Raw genomic sequence first — 16,394 nt, 5'->3', positions numbered from 1 at the left:
GGTGCGAGGGCGGCGGGCCGGCGCAGGGCTCAGCCCGGTGCGGCGGCTCGGCGCGGCGTCGCCGGGCCGACGAAGGGGCAGGGCGTGGAGGGTGAGGGGTGGCCCGCTGTGGGCGGGTGGTCAGGCTCTGCTGAGGGCGGGCTGGCGGCTGGCGGGTCGCATGGCGGCGCGCACCAAGGCTGCTCCGCGTCGGGAGGCGGCCTCGCCCGTGCCGACGGCCACCGGGCGGGGGCCGAATCCGGCGCAGGTGCGGCAGATGCCCGCCTGCCGCACTGGATCACCGCAGGTCCGGCACTCCCCCAGCGGTGCACTGGCAGACCCGGACGCGGGCACCTGGGCCGGTACGGGCGGCAGCTTGCGCTCCAAGCGGTCGCGCAGCAGCGCACTCGCACTGTGGACCCGCTCCGGCAGCCCACTCACCAGCGCATCGCGCAGGTCACGCTCGCTGCACCCGCGCTCCAGCCACGGCAGTACCCGGGGTGCCAGGTCCATGGCCTCGACGGCGCCGAGCCGCAAGCGCGGCTCGGCGCCCAGCGCACGCAGCAGCGTCTGCGCAGCCCGCCGCAAAGGGCCCTCGGCGGCAGCGGCTGCCGCGTCAGGCTCCCTGGGCGCGGTGGGGGGTGTGGGATCAGCGGCTTCCCGCCCTCCCAACCCGACTGCGGCGGCGGGGCTTCCGCCGTGGCGCTGCCCGGCCTGCTGGCCGGGTGCAGGGAGGGAGGGTTCTTTCTCCAGGTCCTTTACGGGGTTGGAGCCAGCCGCATCGACAGCCGCACTACCGGTTTCCGGACTGACGGCACCCGGAGCAGCGCTCTGCTGGGCTCGTCCTCCCGGCTGCTGGCCGGTGCCGGTCTGCGGGGTGTCGTAGACATGGGACTCGTTGTGGAAGGTCCCATCCGCGCGGCGGACCCGCACCACCCGGTAGTACCCGGCTGCGGCCAACTCCCGCAGGGCCTTGTAGACGGCGGTGCGGCCCTGCGGGCTGGTGTCGGCCATCTGCCGGCCGTCCTCGCGCCACCCGTCGGGACGCGAGAGCAGGTCGGCCAGCAGACCCCGGGCGGTGTACGACAACCGCCGGTCCTGAAGGAGGAAGTTGGGCAGGACAGTGAAGCCGCGCGCATGGCGGCTAAGATGAACACGCATCGGGAGTTGAGGCTCCTTGGTGCCGGACCCCGGGGTGTTAGCGCACTGCCGGGGTCGCCTATTCAGTTCGTGGACCACGGACGGTACCACGCGAACCTCCAGCAAGCGGACCTGGCAGTAGAGACGCTGATCACACGTCAGGTTGTATCTCCGATCGTCGATTCCCTGGCTACGGCTACCGCCCTTCCCCTGCGTCGGGGGGCACGGCTACGCGCTCACTCTGACTACGTCCACGCCCTCGCATCTGACCGCGTACGACTGGCCCGATGGCTTGCACAAGGTCAATGATTATCTTCCCTTTCGCCTAGGCATCTATCCACAATGAAGAGGCAACCACATCTGCGGCCGAATATGCAAACCGGAGAGGGCGTATTTCAAAAGGGGAAGGTCGTGGTAGGCTTAGTGCTGACGGTCAGAGGAGGTTGGAATGCAGGATGCCGAGTGGTTCCAAACGCCTTCGCTGTACAGCGAAGGCAATGCCGCCGCGCGCGTCGGCCTCGAACGCGAGGTGCGCGGCTGGAGCACCACGGAACTGGCGGCCCGCATGACCAAGGCGGGGGTGCCAATGAACCAGACCGCCGTCTGGCGCATCGAGAACAGCACCCCCAGGCGCAAGATCACGCTCGACGAGGCCCTCGGCTTCGCCCGCGTCTTCGAGCTTCCCCTCGAAGAACTCATGTCCCCGCCACTGGCTGGCCTCGACGTCGAAGCCAGGAGGCTCATCCAAGAGGCAGTGGAGGCATTCGTCGAGAAGCAGGCAGCAGAGGACCGGCTGCACCACGCGGTCGTCGCCACCGCCGCCTACCTCCAAGGGCATCCCGATGCCTCGGGGAACCTCCTAGAGCAGTGCATCCGCCTCCTCAGCGACGGACGTGAGGCGCAAGGGCTCTGGAACCACATCACGGAAGGCAGGTACTACAACTGACCATCGAAAGGGGCACAGTGCCTCCGAACGACCAGCACCCCGGCGGCGACGCGCCGTCCATCGTCGGTGACTGCTCCCGACGCGCCTGGACAGCGGTCGACCCTCGCTCGGACACGCCCCGCCGCGTATCCAGCCGCCACCTGCGCGGCAGAGCCGTCGGCGCGCTGCCGACGGACCCATTCTGACCGCTCAGCTTCCCAGCGGTCAGTGGCCCGTCGCTCACGGCTGTTCACCTGAGCCCGGATTCTCCACACACCCGTGCGCATGCCGCCCAGCACGGCAGGGGCGCGCTCACCTCGTCGATCCGCCAGCGCCTCCCACCGCGCTGCGCGGTCCACCGGTGTCCCCCGACCACAGTAGGGGCCATCCCCATCCCCGCCCAGAAGGATCCTGCCCATAAGCCTGACCACTCCTCCCCGCGCACTGCCCCACCGCAGGGTTCTCCCCAAGTCTCCCAAGCCGATCCTCGCCTCTGCACCGGCCCCGATCAGCGATGCGAGCAGCAACGTCATCGTCGGCACGTTCCACGCAGGGCGCTCCGTCGACAACCGGCCTCAAGCACTCGCCAACTGGCATGTGCTTACCGCCTCCGAGGCTGTCGCCCAAGCCGTGGCTCGACAGCTCGGCGGTGAAGTCGCTCGCCGACAGGCCGCAGACGGCAATGAGCAGTTGGAGGTCGCCAGCACCACTGCCAGCATTCCAGTGCTGCTCGATGGCCCCACCGCTGTTCGCTTCTCCATGCAGCGCTGGACTCGGATGGGGCTGGTCCACCATTGCGACGGACGCCTCCACCTGAGCCCCGGCGCAGTCGCCGGCCGACCCTGCGGATGCCCCGAGCTCCTGTCCGACCGCAAGGTTCGCGCCAAGAACGGCACTGGCCCCCAGCCGAGCACCACGATCGCCGTCCGCCTGGCGGCAGCACCCGAGCTCGGGCTCTTCGAGATCCGCTCCCGCTCATGGCACCTCGCCGAGAGCGTTCCGTCGTTGCGGGGCGCCCTGCGCGCCTCCGGCGGGAGGAGCACAAGCACGCTCGCTATTACGGTAATCGAGCACAGGACGCGCAGCGGTGCTGTCTACCGGTACTCCACGCCTACGCTGACGCTGCCGGGCGGCAGATTAACTCTGCTCCTTGACCTTCACGAACTCGATCTCGACACGCTCGCCGACGTCATAGCTGCCTCGGCGGGCGTGCCCCCAGCGCGTGGCGGCCTTGCTCACTGTGATGCGCTCGACGAACAGGCTGACGAAGGCCCGCTTCTCCTCCATTTCAGCTCCGTACCACCAGGAGCCGGGACCAACCGGATCCGCTTCCGGATCTGCAGGTAGCCACTGCATCAGCGGGAGCACGACGTCCTTGGGCGTGCTGATCTCCGAGAGGCGAACATCGACTGCCCCAAGCCGGGCATCGATCTTCGCCTTCTTGGCGAGGAAGCGCTCCCGACCGGTCTTACCCGCGTAGACGCTGGCATCGAGATCGTCGTACAGCTCATCCAGCGCCCTCTGCGCGTCAGCACGTTCAGCGACGACGGCTGATCGCTCGGCAACCTGCGCGGGATTCTCCTGCGACTGGGCGAACGTGTTGGTCGCGGCATTCAGCACCGCCAAGGCTCCGTCGTCCCCCTCTGCTGTCTGGATCAGGTTGAAGATCCGGCGGGCCACGTGGTCATCGAGGTGGACCACCATGACCGCGTTCCCGCCCTCGTGCTCGTCAGCCTTGTCTGGGACGGCATTGGCACGGGTGCAGCGGTAGACCGGCTTGGCCTTGGGGTTCTTCGATGCCGTGTTCATACTCGTCATCGGGCGCTCGCACTCGCAGGTGAGTACTGCGTCGTGCTCGACGGTTCGCAGCCCGGCGAGGATCGAGGTGCCGCGGGTAAGCCCCCGGCCCTGCCCCCGTCCGGCCAGCCACTCCTGCAGCTCGTACCACTCAGCGGGAGAGATGATCGGATCACAGATCATGAGGGGTCGACCCTCTTCGTCCCGGTGGATGCGGTATCCCTCGACGGTTTTAGTCTGTATACCGTCAGGCCGGGATCGGTACATGGTCTCGTAGCTCATGCCAGCGATCGCCGGGTTGGCCAGGATGCCGCTCAGCGTGCGGGACGACCACTGCGAGCCGGTGCGCTCCTTCGCCGTGCGCCGACCGCGCGTCGGCACGCCGCGTTGGTTCATGTCGGTGCAGATCCCCGAGATCGAACCCGGGTGCTTCTTCCCGGCCTTGATCGGCTGGCCCATGTGCTCACGGATGGTCGCCCAGATCCTGCGGAGGTTCTCCGCTTCCTCTGGCTCGTGCCGCAGCTTGTAGATGGCGAGCTTGCCCTGCAGCTCCTTCTCAGCGCGCAGCCCGTAGGGTGCGGCACCGCCCATCCAGCTGCCGGCCGCCCGTTGGATGGCCTTTACCTCCCGGACGGCGACGCTCTTGTTCTGGGACTCCTGGTGAGCGGCGTCCAGACGCATGATCAGGTAGATCAGGGCCATGTTGTCCCTGGGGGCGAAGACGCCCTCCATCACGCTCACGATGGTGACACCCAGCCGGTGCAGTTCCGTCACGACCGGGATCGCGTCCATCACCTCGCGCCGCGAGAAGCGGCTGACGTTGTAGACGATCAGGACCTGGAAATCGCCGTTGCGGGCGTCCCGGAGCATACGCTCGAAGCCCTCGCGGCCCGCGTCCGGATCCCAGCCGGAGATGCCGATGTCCTCATAGTGGCCTCCGAAAGTACCCCAGCGCTCCGACTCCCTCTCGTTCGCGGCCCGTTGCGTCATCGGTGACGCCTCGGTCCGGTCCGCCTTTGCGGCCGACTGCCGCACATAGCTGACGGCGATGCGGATGACTGCCTCGGTCAGCTCGGGATCAGGGCCAGTGGCCTGCTGCGGGAAGCGGCGGAGGGATGTAGTCACATGAGGAGCATACAGATGACCGTCATACCAAAGTGAGAGAACCGAAGGCATTGCCCAGGACGACGTTGGCGGTCTTGCGGCCGACCCCGGGCAGGGTGACCAGATCCTCCGGCCGCGCCCCCGCAGCCTCACCCACGCCACTCTTCGCCATACCCGCCAGCCTACGGCCCGGCACTGACGTGAGGGCCACGGTTCGGCTCTCCCGCTCCGGGGCGGCTGCCGGTGGGGGCGGGCCGGTCGGTCAGTGGTGAGCGGGCCGCGAGGCGGAGGCCGATCTCCACCGCGCGCGGGTGGCTCAGTGGGTCGAGGACGGCGTGGGCGTTCTGCCAGTGCTGCCGGGCCAGTGCGTAGTGCCCTCGGGCCGCGTGCACCTGGCCCAGGATGTCCCAGGCGATCCCCTCGTCGACCTGGTTGCCGGTCATCCGGTTGACCTGGTGGCCGCGCGCCGCGTGGTCCGCCGCCTCGTCCAGGCGGTCGAGCCTGAACAGGGTCTCGGCGAGGTTGGTCAGTGCTCTGCCGACCCGGAACTCGTCGGACTGCTCCGCGTGGATCCTGAGCGCCTCCCGCTGGTGTCGTAGCGCGGCGGTGAAGTCCCCCAGTTTCTGGTGCGCCTCACCGAGGTTGGTCTGCGCGGTGGCCTCCCCGCTGGGCAGGGCGATGGCGCGGAAGATGTCCAGTGCCCGTTCCAGCGTCCCGACCGCCTCCGCCGCCCGGTCCATCTCCACCTGGACGTAGCCGAGGTTGATCAGGCAGGACCCCTCTCCGCGCAGGTCACCGAGGGCGGTCCGAATCTCCAGGGCACGGTCGAGGCAGTCCGCTGCCTCCGCCAGCCGCCCCACCGCCTGGTACGCCGCGGACAGACTGTTGAGTACCCAGGCGGTGGCTTCGCGATCGTCCAGAGCCCGGGCACTGGCCAGTGCGGCCTCGTTGCAGTTGATGTTGTCCTCGTGCCAGCGGCGCAGGTGGAACAGGTCCCACATGGTGATCGGCAGCTTCCAGCCGATCTCGTGGCTGCCGATCCGGGTGGCTTGGGCGACCGCCGCGACGAGGTTGCCCCGTTCGGTCTCGCACCAGGCCAGGGCCGCGTCGAAACCGTCGAAGTCCCTCGCGGGCCAGCGCGGATCCGGCGGGTCGAGCACCACGTGCCGACGGGTCGGCTGAAGGACCCGGGAGGCCGCCGCAGAGCTGGCGAGATACCAGCCGAGCGACCGCTGAACCGCCGCGTCCCGGTCTGCGGGCGTTTCCGAGGCCTGGGCGCACTCGGCCGCGAACAGGCGCAGCAGATCGTGGAACTGATAGCGGCCCCGGCCCGGGGACTCCAGCAGATGGATATCGGCCAGAGCCTCCAGGACCTGTTCGGCCGCGGCCGTTGGCAGGCCCAGCAGCGCGGCTGCGGCGGGAACGCCGAGGGAGGGCCCCTCGGCGAGGCCCAGGAGCCGGAACGCCCGTGCCTGATCGGCCGTCAGATCGCGGTAGCTGACCGCGAAGCTCGTCCGGATCGCCCGGTCCTCCACCGCCAACTCACCGAGTCGGAGCCGCTCGTCAGCCATCCGCCGGGCCAGCTCCTGGACACTCCAGTCAGTTCTGGCACCGAGCCGACCGGCGGCGATGCGGATGGCCAGTGGCAGTCCCGCGCAGATCCTGAGCACGGCGTGGACCGCTTCCAGGTCGGCCGTGGTCGTCCTACAGCCGACGATGTGGGTGAAGAGCGCCAGCGCCTCGTCGGGGTCGAGGAAGTCGAGGGTGAGCCTGGACGCCCCGTCGAGCCCGGGGAGCGTGCTGCGGCTGGTGATCAGGACGGCACAGGTACTGGAACCCGGCAGCAGCGGACGCACCTGAGCGGCGTCCCTGACGTTGTCGAGCAGGACCAGGACCCGTCGGGCGGCCAACGTGGTCCGGTACAGCGCCCCGCGTTCCTCCAGGTCGGCGGGCACCCCTTCAGGCGGGAAGCCGAGCCCTCGCAGGAACCGGGCGAGCACCTCGCCGGGCTCTGCCGGCACCCCGCCGGTGCCGTGCAGGTCGGCATGGAGCTGACCGTCGGGGAAGTGGCCGGCGACCCGATGGGCGACGTGGACGGCGAGTGAGGTCTTGCCTATGCCGCCCGCGCCGTTGACCGCGGACAGCACCAGGGGACCCCTGGCCCACGCTCCGGTGGCCTTCGCCAGCTGCGCCTCCAGCTGCGCCACGACCCGTACCCGACCGGTGAAGTCGGCGAGGTCCGCCGGCAACTGGGCCGGACCGGCCCAGTCGACGGCTCCGTGCGTCGGTGCGCGGGTGGCGGCGGCGGGGCCGGGCGGTGCCCACTGACCGAGCCGCGGGCTGTCCACCAGCACCGCCCGGTGCAGCTCCCGCAGTTCGACGCCGGGCTCGATCCCCAGTTCCTCCACGAAGGTGCGGCGTGCGCTCTGGAAGGCTTCGAGGGCCTCGGCCCGCCGCCCGCAGCCGTACAGGGCGAGCATGAGCTGGGCCCGTAGCTGCTCGTCGAAGGGGTGGTCCTGAACGAGTGCCGCGACATCGGCCACCAGTTCGGCGTGGCCGCCCAGCCGAAGGCGGGCTTCGATCAGCTGGATCCGGGCCCGCAAGCGGAGGTCGGCCAGCGCGTCGCGGTCCCGGTCGAGTACCGTGCCGGGGCGTACGTCGGACAGCGGATCCCCCCGCCACACCGCCAGCGCCTTCCCGAGCAGGTCGCGGGCGGCGGGCCAGTCCTGGGTAGCCAGGGCCGCGGAGCCGCGCCGCAGCAGCTCCTCGAAGCGGTGCAGGTCCACCTCGCCCGGTTGGACCAGCAGCCGGTACCCGGGCCGGGCACTGGTGATCCGCGCGCCGACTTCGGGGCCGAGGTGCTTTCGCAGCCGCACCACCATCACCTGGAGGGCTTCCCGGGGACGCCGCGGGAGCTGCTCCTCCCCCCAGACACACGCGGCCAGAGCGTCGACGGAGACGGCCGCATCGGCGTGGACGAGCAGAGCCGCGAGCAGATTCCGCAACCGTCCCCGCGGCACCGGGCAGAGCACCCCGGCGTCATCGCTGGCTTCAACTGTTCCGAGCAGGCTGAATTCCATCCCCACACCCCCGTGTCACCGCCTGGCCCATGACTGTAGGCGCGATGTAGGCGGAGTGTAAGGGCCGACCGTAAAGCTGAGGTCGCGCCGATGAAGCGCGCACCGATCACCGAGGAGTCGGGTGCGAGCTCGCCCCAGAGCTGCCGCTCCGTCGGCCTCCACCCTCTGACAGGAGACCCCATGCGCATCCGGAAGACAGCCGCGACCGCCGCCGCAGCCGCCGCCCTCGCCGCCGGCTTCGTTGCCGCGGGCCCAGCGAGCTCGGCTTCGGCAACCAGCTACGTCTGTACCGTCCTCTCCAGCGGTGCGGACAGCTCCCAGTGCTCCCACACCTCGACCCTGTACGCCAACAACTCGGAGTGGCAGGCGAACACCCGCTGGAACAGCGCCTTCACCTACCTCCAGTACCAGTCCGACGGCAACCTCGTGCTGTACTGCAAGAACGGCGGCTACTCCTACGGCCTGGGCCGCGACGTCAACGCCGGTCAGGCCGTCTGGGCATCGGGCTTCGTCGACGAGCAGAGCGGCAACCTGCACGTGATGGACTTCTGGAACGACGGCAACCTCGCCACCTACGGCATCAACGAGGAAACCGGCATCAAGGGCGTCCAGTGGAGCATGAACCAGTGGCACGGCGCGGACAGCGAGCTCATCGTGCAGACCGACGGCAACCTCGTCCTGTGGGAGGACGGCACGCCCTACTGGGCGTCGAACACCTACCACGACTGCCCCGGCAGCCAGGACTTCTGGAACGGCTACAAGTAGGCCCGGGCCGGGGCGAACGGGTGCCCCGCCGCGCCTGGCGCGGCGGGGCACCCCTCGCGCACGGGCTCAGCTGTAGTAGCCCTCGACGTCGGCGATGGCGTCGACGTCGCCGCGGGGGTTGAGGACCTCGAAGTGGAAAGCGGTGCCGTACGTGTAGTCCAGGCTGGTCTCGGTGAGGCTGGAGACGGTCTGGCCGGGGCCGACGGTGACACTGGCGAACGGGGAGGGCGGTGCGGTGGTGTCGGCCCAGGCGAAGACGTTCAGGTAGGTGTCGGTGGTGGCCCGGGTCGCGGTGAGGTTCACCACGGCGGAGCCGATCGGGAGGTTCGCCGACGAGGGCAGGTCGACCTGGAGGAACTGGTCCGGCTGGAGCTTGGCCGTGGGGGCTCCGGTGCCGTTGCGGGTGTCCAGCACCCGTTCGGGCGTGATCGGGGTGTATTCGCCGGCGCCTTCGCCGGCGGTGGTGCTGAAGGTTCCCAGGAGGTCCACGATGACCTGGGTGCGGCCGGTGTGGTTGTAGAGGTGGACCGCGCCGTTGGCGTCGAGTGGGACGACGGCGACGTTGCTGATGGTCTGGTCAGCGGTGAAGTTGACGGTGGAGGTGCCGGGGGCGCCGGCGCTGTCGGACGCGGTCACGTAGCCGTTGGCGGTCGCGGCCGTGGTGGTGATCCGGAGCGTGGCCGCGTTGGGAGCGGAGGCACCGGGGTCGTCGGCGCTCCGGAAGGGGACGGGCAGGGTGATGCTCTGGCCGGGGCCCAGCGCTCCGGTGTGCACGGCGTTGGACTGCCGGGTGTCCAGCAGCCGGGTGGTGAGGCCGATGTTGTCGTAGAACCCGGCGCTGGGGCCCCCGCTGACGGTGTAGTAGCCCTGCAGGTCGGCCAGCAGGTCGGTGCTGTCGCCGCCGCTGTTGGTCAGGTCGATGGTGCCGTCGCTCGCGACCGGGACCACGACCGAGTTGGAGATGGTCTGGTCGCGGGCGAAGTTGAGGTTGGAGGTGTTCGGGGTGCTGCTGCCGCCCGGGTGGGTGGTGATGAACCCGGCCCCGGTGGAGCCGGTCGCGGTCAGGTTCAGGACGACGGCGGTGACCCCGGCGGCGGGCACGCCCTTGGAGCCGGTGACCTTCAGCCGCAGGGTGCCTCCCGGCGGGACCGGCCGCTTCGCCGTACCCGTGCCGAACCGCGTGTCCAGGATCCGCTGCGGGCCGTCCGCGGCGTAGACACCGCCGAGCAGGGTGGTGAGGTCGTCACTGGCGGTGGCACCGGTGTCGTCGGTCTCGGTGACCGATATCCGGTAGAGACCCGGCTTGGCGTAGGTGTGGGGGACGTCGAGGGTCGCGCCGCCCGTCGCCGAGGCGTGGTCACCGAAGTCGACCGACGTGCTGACGATCGGACAGGGGCCCTGGTCACCCAGGCTCTGGAACACCACGGACAGCGGCGCGGTCCCCGTGGTGTGGCGTACTTGGAAGTCCGGGTGGAACGGGATCGGGTTCGGGTTCGCGCACGTGGTCCGGGCCCCGGGCCCGGCGGGGTGCGCGGACAGGGGCCCCGCTGCCTGCGCCGGCGTACCCCACAGGGAGCCGCCGACCATGAGCAGCAGCACCCCACCGACCATTGACCGGGCACGTGCGCCCACCAGTACCTCCACGAGGATCGCAGGTCCGGGCACGGCATCACGGCCGTACCCCGCCCGCGGGCAAACCCACCGGCGGGTCCGGTCGGCTGGCGATCATCGTACTGAGGCCGATCCGGCCGCCGTGTCGCGGCCCGCTCTCAGGACGGTGCGGCCAAGTCGGCGACGGCTCGGGGGAAGTAGGACGCGAGGGGCTCGCCGCCGCGGTGCAGTTGCTGGACGCGGGTGCGGACGCCGTCGACGACCGCTCGGTCCGTGTAGCGGGTGGCGCCGGCGAGGCGCCCCTCCGGCGTGCTGTGCACCTCGTACAGGGCCTCCTTGCCGAGGACCACCAGGTCGGGCAGCGGCAGGGTGGCGCCCAGGGCCAACGCGCGGTCGCGGGTCAGCACCGAGACGCCCTCGCCGTACTGGTCCTTGGCCTGGAGCAGATGCAGTTCCCACTGCACGTACGGGGAGACCGGCTCCTCCACCACGCGGACCCGGTGGTGGCTGAACCCGGCCACCCGGATCTGCCCGTAGAAGTCCGCGAACGCCGGGCCCTCCTCCCGCAGCAGTTGCAGGGAGGCGGCCCAGTCGCCCCGGTTGAACGCGTCCCAGCTGGCGAAACCGGGTTCCTGGTAGGACTGGAGGCACTCAAGCTTCCAGAAGCCCTCCGCTCCGATACGCCAGAACAGCTCCTCGAACTCGGCGAAATACGCCGCGATGTCCAGCCGTACGCCGTGCTCCTGGTCCAGAAGATCACGCATGCCGCTACCGGCCCCCTGACTGACTCGTCATCAACTCCGTCCCATGATGCCGATGTTGTCGAAGCGAGCCCGGGGAATGGGCAAAAACAGGGATCAGCGGACCAGTTCCTCGCGGATGCGCGGCAGCTCGGGCTGGGGCTCGGGCTGGGGCTCGGGCTCGGGCTGCCGCCGGGCGCGGAGGGTCGCGGGCGGGGTGGCGAAGCGGTCGGCCAGGCGGTAGCCGAGGCCGCCCGTGGCGACCAGCGCCGCCAGGACGCACCAGAAGACCGCCGCGTGGTGCTCGATCAGCGCGCCCACGAGGACCGGGCCCACGGTCGCGGACAGCGCCCAGGTGAGGTTGAAGAGCGAGAGGTACCGGCCGCGCGCCTCCGCCGGAGCCGCGGTCGCGGCGATCGCGGTGGTGGCCGGTCCGGACATCATCTGTCCGGCCGTGAAGAGCAGTACCGCCGCGAAGACGACAACCACGGTGGTCGCGCCCCGGCCGCTCGCCCCGAGTCCGAGCAGCAGGATCGAGCCGAGCATCAGCAGCGACGCCCAGGAGATCACCCGGGCCCGCCGGAAGGCGACCAGCCGCGCGGTGAGCGGCGACTGGGCCGAGACGATGGCGATCGCGTTGACGGCGAGCGCGGTGGACGGCAGCCAGGTCGGCAGGCGGTCCACCTCGACCAGGTAGACCGGCAGGACCACGGTCGGGATCAGCCAAGCGAACGCGAACGCGGCCTGCGCCGCCATCAGCGCCAGCAGGGCGGGGTCCCGCAGCAGGGTGCGCCAGCCGGCGCGCGGCGGCTCCGGCCCGTCCGGTGGGGCGGCGGGGTCGGCGGCGGGGTCGGCGGCCGACCGGCGCACCGGCACCTGGGCTGTCTGGGACACCTCCGACGGCTGGGACGGCTCTGACGGCTGGGGTGCCCCGGACCGCGACGGCGCGAGCAGCAGTACCCCGGCGACCACACTGGTGGCCGCGTTCAGCGCGACGATGAGCACCGCGGCGCCCTTCCAGCCGCTGCCCAGCAGCAGGCCGCCCGCCATCCCGCCGATCGCCACGCTCGCGTTCGTACCGGCGGTCGTGAAGGCGTACCAGCGGTCCAGCTCCGCGCCCTCGGCCAGGTCGGCCACGAAGGCGGGCCAGGAGGCCCAGTACAGGCGCTCCGCGCACAGCACCAGGAACATGGCGCCGACCAGCGTGGGCAGTGAGTCCACCAGCAGGTAGCAGAGGAATCCGGCCGCGGCCAGGAAGTTGTTGGCCACCAGCGAGTTCCGCGGGCCCCAGCGGTCGACGATGCTGCCGGCCACCGGCGCCACCGGAAGCGACAGCAGGGTGGCGACGCTGGTGCCCAGGCCGACGTCGGCGACGCTGAGGTGGGTGGTCAGCACGAAGAACAGGAACGAGAGCGGGACGAACATCCCCACCCCCAGGGAGTCCAGCGTGGTGGCGGCCACCACCCGGCCGTGGCCCGCCAGTTCCGGGACGCCCAGGAGGCGGCGCCACCGGGTGGCCCTGGAAATCCCGCCATCGCTATTCCCGGAACCGCTGTTCCCGTCTCGGCTGTTCCCGTCACCACTGTTCCCGGTACTGCTGTTCCCGGCACGTCGGATTTCAGCGCCGCCGCCCGTTTCCATGCCCTTTGCGCCCACCGTGGAATCCCCTTTCCTGAACCGCCGGAGAACGAATTCGCCGACGCCCCACTGTGTCCTGAGCGCGTCCGCGTCCGCCAGCGCGGACGCTGGCCGGACCCGGCCGTGCATGATCCGGCCAGCTGCCCACCGTGGCGGTGGTCAGGACCGCAGGCCCGAGACCTTTGACAGGAAGCGCGCTAGTGGTCTAGACCTACCCCGGGGGGATCTGTACGGGGAAGTGGGGGACGACCATGCGTGCCGCACTGAGGGCATTCGGCCTGAGCACGCCCGCCGAGACGGTTTACCTGGCCCTGCTGCGGACTCCGGCGCTTACCGAATCCGAATTGCCCGCAGAAGTGGATTTGTCCGGGGCCGAGGTCGAGGCCGCCTGCCTGGAGCTCACCCGGCTGTCCCTGCTGCGCCCCTCCGCGGACGACCCGTTGACGATGCGGCCGGTGCCGCCGGAGCTCGGCCTGAAGGCCCTGCTCGCCCGCAAGGAGGCCGAACTGGCCGCCCACCGCCACGAGATCGAGCAGTGCCAGAGCGCCTACGAGGTGGTCCTCGCCGACGCGGCGAGCACCCGCAAGTACACCCGGTCCGAGAACCTGTTCGGCGCGGACGCGATCCGCGACCGGCTCGCCGAGTTGGGCGCCCGGAGCACGTTCCAGGTGCTCGCCTTCGTTCCCGGGGGTGGACAGAGCGAGGAGGACCGCGCGGCCAGTCGGCCGCTCGATGAGGAACTCCTCGGGCGCGGAGTGGAGTTGCGCACGCTTTTCCTGGACTCGGTGCGCAACCACCAGCCGACCACCGACTACGCGCGCTGGCTCGTGGAGCGCGGCGGCCGGGTCAGGACCGCCCCCGCACTGCCGCTGCGCATGGTCATCGTGGATCGTGACGCCGCGGTGGTACCACTCGATCCGGAGCGGACCGACACCGCCACGGTGCTGTACGGCAGGGGCGCGGTCGCCGCCGTGTGCGCGCTGTTCGACCTGGTGTGGTCGGGCGCGACGCCGCTGTGCGATCCCCGAGGCCGCGACGCGCACGGCATGTCCGGCCAGCACTACGCCCTGCTCCGGATCCTCAACCAGGGCGACACCGACCTGGTGGCCGCGCGCAAGCTGGGCGTCTCGGAACGCACCGTACGACGGCTGATCTCCGAGGCGATGGACCTGCTGGGCGCCCGCAGCCGGTTCCAGGCCGGGGCCCGCGCCACCGAGCGCGCCTGGCTGGGCTGACGCGGGCCGACCCGGTCGCTCGCGGTGGCGGCGCGGGCCGATTGTCAGTGGCCGGTGCGACACTCGCCGCATGGAGATGCCAGAGGTTGTTTCGGTCGAGGAATGGCAGCAGGCCCGCGAGGAACTGCTCAAAGCTGAAAAGGAGTTGACCCGTGCTCAGGACGCGCTCGCCGCGCGCCGACGACGGCTGCCGATGGTCGCGTTCCCCGGCGCGTACACCTTCGACACGCCGCTCGGACCCCGGACACTGACCGAGCTGTTCGAAGGACAGCGGCAGTTGGTCGTCTACCAGTTCATGGACCGGGGGCCCGACCACTACTGTCCCGGCTGCACCGGGTTCACGGCCAACGTCCCGGCCGGGGCGCTGGCGGGGCTCGCCGAGCGCGGGGCGACCTGGGTGACGGTGTCCGACATGCCGCTCGCCCAGATCGAGGCGTACAAGGCGCGGATGGGCTGGACGCTGCCGTTCGTCTCGTCGCACGGGAGCTCGTTCTCCCGGGACAGCGGCGCGGGCGGGGGCTTCCTGCTGAGCGTGTACCTGCGCGACGGCGAGGACGTCTACCAGACGTACCGCACCTACTCCCGCGGGGTGGACCCGCTGGTCTTCGCCAACAGCGTCCTGGACCTGGTCCCGTACGGGCGCCAGGAGGAGTGGGAGGACTCCCCCGCCGGGTGGCCGCAGCACCCGACGTACGGGTAGTCGCCACAGCCACCGCAACCGCCCGGCCGGGGTCGGCCGGGCGGCTGCGGCCGGGCTCAGCGGTGCGTCACCTGCGGGCCGGGGTGGCGGAGGCGTTGGCGGAGGCGATGGTGTTCTCGTACAGGCCCAGGAACGGGGCCTTGACGTACGGGTTGCCACTGCCGCCCTCGGCGACCAGCTTGGTGTTGACCGTGTCGGCGTTCGGCAGGGTGTCGGTGGCGATGACCGACAGCTCGTTGTAGACGCGGCTGGCCCCGACCGTGCTGTGGCTCGGGTCCAGGTCCACCACCGCGTACGCGGTGTGACCGGCGTACACCGGGAAGTACGGCGCACCGCCCAGGCCGCCCGGGACCTTCGGCTGCACCGTCTGCGCCGTGCCGTGCTCGGCGTGGATGGTCGCGCTGTTGTCGATCGCGACCACCGGGAAGTAGCTCAGGCCGCAGGCCGTGCTTCCGGTGTCGGTGACCGCGATCAGCCGCTTGGAGGTGCCCAGCCGCGCGTCGTAGGAGACCTTCACCCGGAGCTGCTGCTCGGTGCACGGGTGCTTGTAGGCGTACCCGGCGCTGTCGGCGTTGCTGTCGGCCGACCTCACCGCCGCGGCGGGGGCCGCCGGGACGGCGTGCGCGGCGGTGACGGCGGCGGTGCCGGGCGCGGCGGCGGAGGCGCTGGCCTGGCCGCAGGCGGTGAGCGCCAGGGTGGCGGTGGCGGCGGCGAGCAGCGCCATCGGAAGGATCCGGCGGCGGGCGGTCGTGGGCGTGTTCATACGGTCCCCCCAGGGAGTGTGCGGTAGGCGGTTGTGATCCCTTACACACGCTGGGGATCCCGGCGGTTTCTCACTGTCCGTAACAACCACTGTTACAGAGCCCGCGCTTGGTGACACAGCGCCACGCCGAGGGGCCCGCGAGCCGGACACGCGGCGGCGCGTGATCGCGGGGAGAATGGCCGGAAGGAGGGACGGACCGTCGAAAGGAGGCGCGATGACCGTCACGCTGCGGCTCGCGCAGAACCCGGATGCCGACGCACTGCTCAGTCGCAGCCCGCTGGCCGCGCTGATCGGCATGCTGCTGGACCAGCAGGTCCCCATGGAGTGGGCCTTCACGGGCCCGTACACCCTGCTGCGACGCCTCGGCGGGGACGATCTGGACGCGCACCGGATCGCCGGTTTCGACCCGGAGGAGTTCGCGGCGCTGCTCTCGGAGAAGCCCGCCGTGCACCGCTACCCGGGCTCGATGGCCAAGCGGGTGCAGCAGCTGTGCCAGTACCTGGACGAGCACTACGGCGGTGACGCCGAAGCGGTCTGGCGGGACGCGGGCACCGGCGCCGAGCTGCTCGCGCGGCTGGTCGAACTGCCCGGGTTCGGCAAGCAGAAGGCGCAGATCTTCCTCGCGCTGCTGGGCAAGCAGCTCGGGGTGCGACCGAAGGGCTGGCGGGAGGCGGCGGGGCCGTACGGCGAGCCGCACAGCCACCGCTCGGTCGCCGACATCACCGGCCCGGAGTCGCTGGACAAGGTCCGGGCGTACAAGCAGGAGGCGAAGCGGGCGGCGAAGGCCGAGCAGCAGGCCGAGGCCTGAGACCGGGCCCGGTCCGGGCCCGGTGCACAACCGGCCGGGTCGGCCGGTCGGGTTGGCCGGTCGCGGGTCAGTGGTGGATCGACCCGCCCGGTTCCGCGATGTACTCGAC

The 16,394-nt window shown here is 70.8% G+C and carries 12 protein-coding genes and 2 pseudogenes; 6 read left to right on the top strand and 8 right to left on the bottom strand.

Annotation, left to right across the window (positions count from 1 at the left end; genetic code table 11):
• Positions 1-120: 120 nt before the first annotated feature.
• Positions 121-1,140, bottom strand: coding sequence for a hypothetical protein (locus GXP74_RS02105; protein WP_182449704.1), 1,020 nt, complete (start codon positions 1,138-1,140; stop codon positions 121-123).
• A gap of 427 nt (positions 1,141-1,567) precedes the next feature.
• Between GXP74_RS02105 and GXP74_RS02100 the strand changes: the two genes are divergently transcribed.
• Complete coding sequence (locus GXP74_RS02100; RefSeq protein WP_182449703.1) at positions 1,568-2,065, top strand: helix-turn-helix domain-containing protein; 498 nt, start codon at positions 1,568-1,570, stop codon at positions 2,063-2,065.
• Between the two features lie 387 nt (positions 2,066-2,452).
• Positions 2,453-3,070 (top strand): annotated as a pseudogene (locus tag GXP74_RS42010) (hypothetical protein); the annotation flags it as partial.
• 111 nt (positions 3,071-3,181) lie between these two features.
• Here the strand turns inward: GXP74_RS42010 and GXP74_RS02095 are convergent.
• The 3 genes and pseudogenes from GXP74_RS02095 to GXP74_RS02085 form a co-directional block, all read right to left on the bottom strand.
• Entirely contained in the window at positions 3,182-4,966 is a 1,785-nt protein-coding gene (locus GXP74_RS02095; protein WP_182449702.1) for a recombinase family protein, read from the bottom strand.
• Positions 4,967-5,006: 40 nt separating this feature from the next.
• A pseudogene (locus tag GXP74_RS02090) lies at positions 5,007-5,081 on the bottom strand (endonuclease III); the annotation flags it as partial.
• A 46-nt stretch (positions 5,082-5,127) separates the two neighbouring features.
• On the bottom strand, positions 5,128-8,025 hold the full coding sequence (locus GXP74_RS02085; protein ID WP_182449701.1) for a BTAD domain-containing putative transcriptional regulator: 2,898 nt from the start codon (positions 8,023-8,025) through the stop codon (positions 5,128-5,130).
• Positions 8,026-8,205: 180 nt separating this feature from the next.
• On the opposite strand from GXP74_RS02085, the gene GXP74_RS02080 reads away from it, so the two are divergent.
• Positions 8,206-8,790 carry a hypothetical protein gene (locus tag GXP74_RS02080; protein ID WP_182449700.1) on the top strand — a complete coding sequence of 195 codons (585 nt, stop codon included), beginning with the start codon at positions 8,206-8,208 and terminating at the stop codon, positions 8,788-8,790.
• A 66-nt stretch (positions 8,791-8,856) separates the two neighbouring features.
• Here the strand turns inward: GXP74_RS02080 and GXP74_RS02075 are convergent, their stop codons facing one another.
• The 3 genes from GXP74_RS02075 to GXP74_RS02065 all read right to left on the bottom strand — a co-directional run bounded on the left by GXP74_RS02075 (position 8,857) and on the right by GXP74_RS02065 (position 12,602).
• Complete coding sequence (locus GXP74_RS02075; RefSeq protein ID WP_182449699.1) at positions 8,857-10,422, bottom strand: PKD domain-containing protein; 1,566 nt, start codon at positions 10,420-10,422, stop codon at positions 8,857-8,859.
• Between the two features lie 137 nt (positions 10,423-10,559).
• Positions 10,560-11,165, bottom strand: coding sequence for a DUF6879 family protein (locus tag GXP74_RS02070; protein WP_182449698.1), 606 nt, complete (start codon positions 11,163-11,165; stop codon positions 10,560-10,562).
• Between the two features lie 93 nt (positions 11,166-11,258).
• Entirely contained in the window at positions 11,259-12,602 is a 1,344-nt protein-coding gene (locus tag GXP74_RS02065; RefSeq protein ID WP_225447660.1) for an MFS transporter, read from the bottom strand.
• Positions 12,603-13,141: 539 nt separating this feature from the next.
• On the opposite strand from GXP74_RS02065, the gene GXP74_RS02060 reads away from it, so the two are divergent.
• On the top strand, positions 13,142-14,014 hold the full coding sequence (locus GXP74_RS02060; RefSeq protein WP_182449697.1) for a helix-turn-helix transcriptional regulator: 873 nt from the start codon (positions 13,142-13,144) through the stop codon (positions 14,012-14,014).
• A gap of 70 nt (positions 14,015-14,084) precedes the next feature.
• Positions 14,085-14,714 (top strand): DUF899 family protein, encoded by a 630-nt coding sequence (locus GXP74_RS02055; RefSeq protein WP_182449696.1) that lies wholly within the window; start codon positions 14,085-14,087, stop codon positions 14,712-14,714.
• 67 nt (positions 14,715-14,781) lie between these two features.
• On the opposite strand, the gene GXP74_RS02050 is transcribed toward GXP74_RS02055, so the two are convergent.
• A complete protein-coding gene (locus GXP74_RS02050) occupies positions 14,782-15,477 on the bottom strand; it encodes a DUF4232 domain-containing protein (RefSeq protein ID WP_182449695.1) in 696 nt (231 codons plus the stop codon).
• A 214-nt stretch (positions 15,478-15,691) separates the two neighbouring features.
• On the opposite strand from GXP74_RS02050, the gene GXP74_RS02045 reads away from it, so the two are divergent.
• Positions 15,692-16,285 (top strand): HhH-GPD-type base excision DNA repair protein, encoded by a 594-nt coding sequence (locus GXP74_RS02045; RefSeq protein WP_182449694.1) that lies wholly within the window; start codon positions 15,692-15,694, stop codon positions 16,283-16,285.
• Positions 16,286-16,394 lie beyond the last annotated feature (109 nt).

Source organism: Streptacidiphilus sp. P02-A3a, from assembly GCF_014084105.1.
GTDB lineage: Bacteria > Actinomycetota > Actinomycetes > Streptomycetales > Streptomycetaceae > Streptacidiphilus.
Note: the sequence above shows the minus strand (reverse complement) of the source record. Positions and strands in the feature narration are given on the sequence as shown.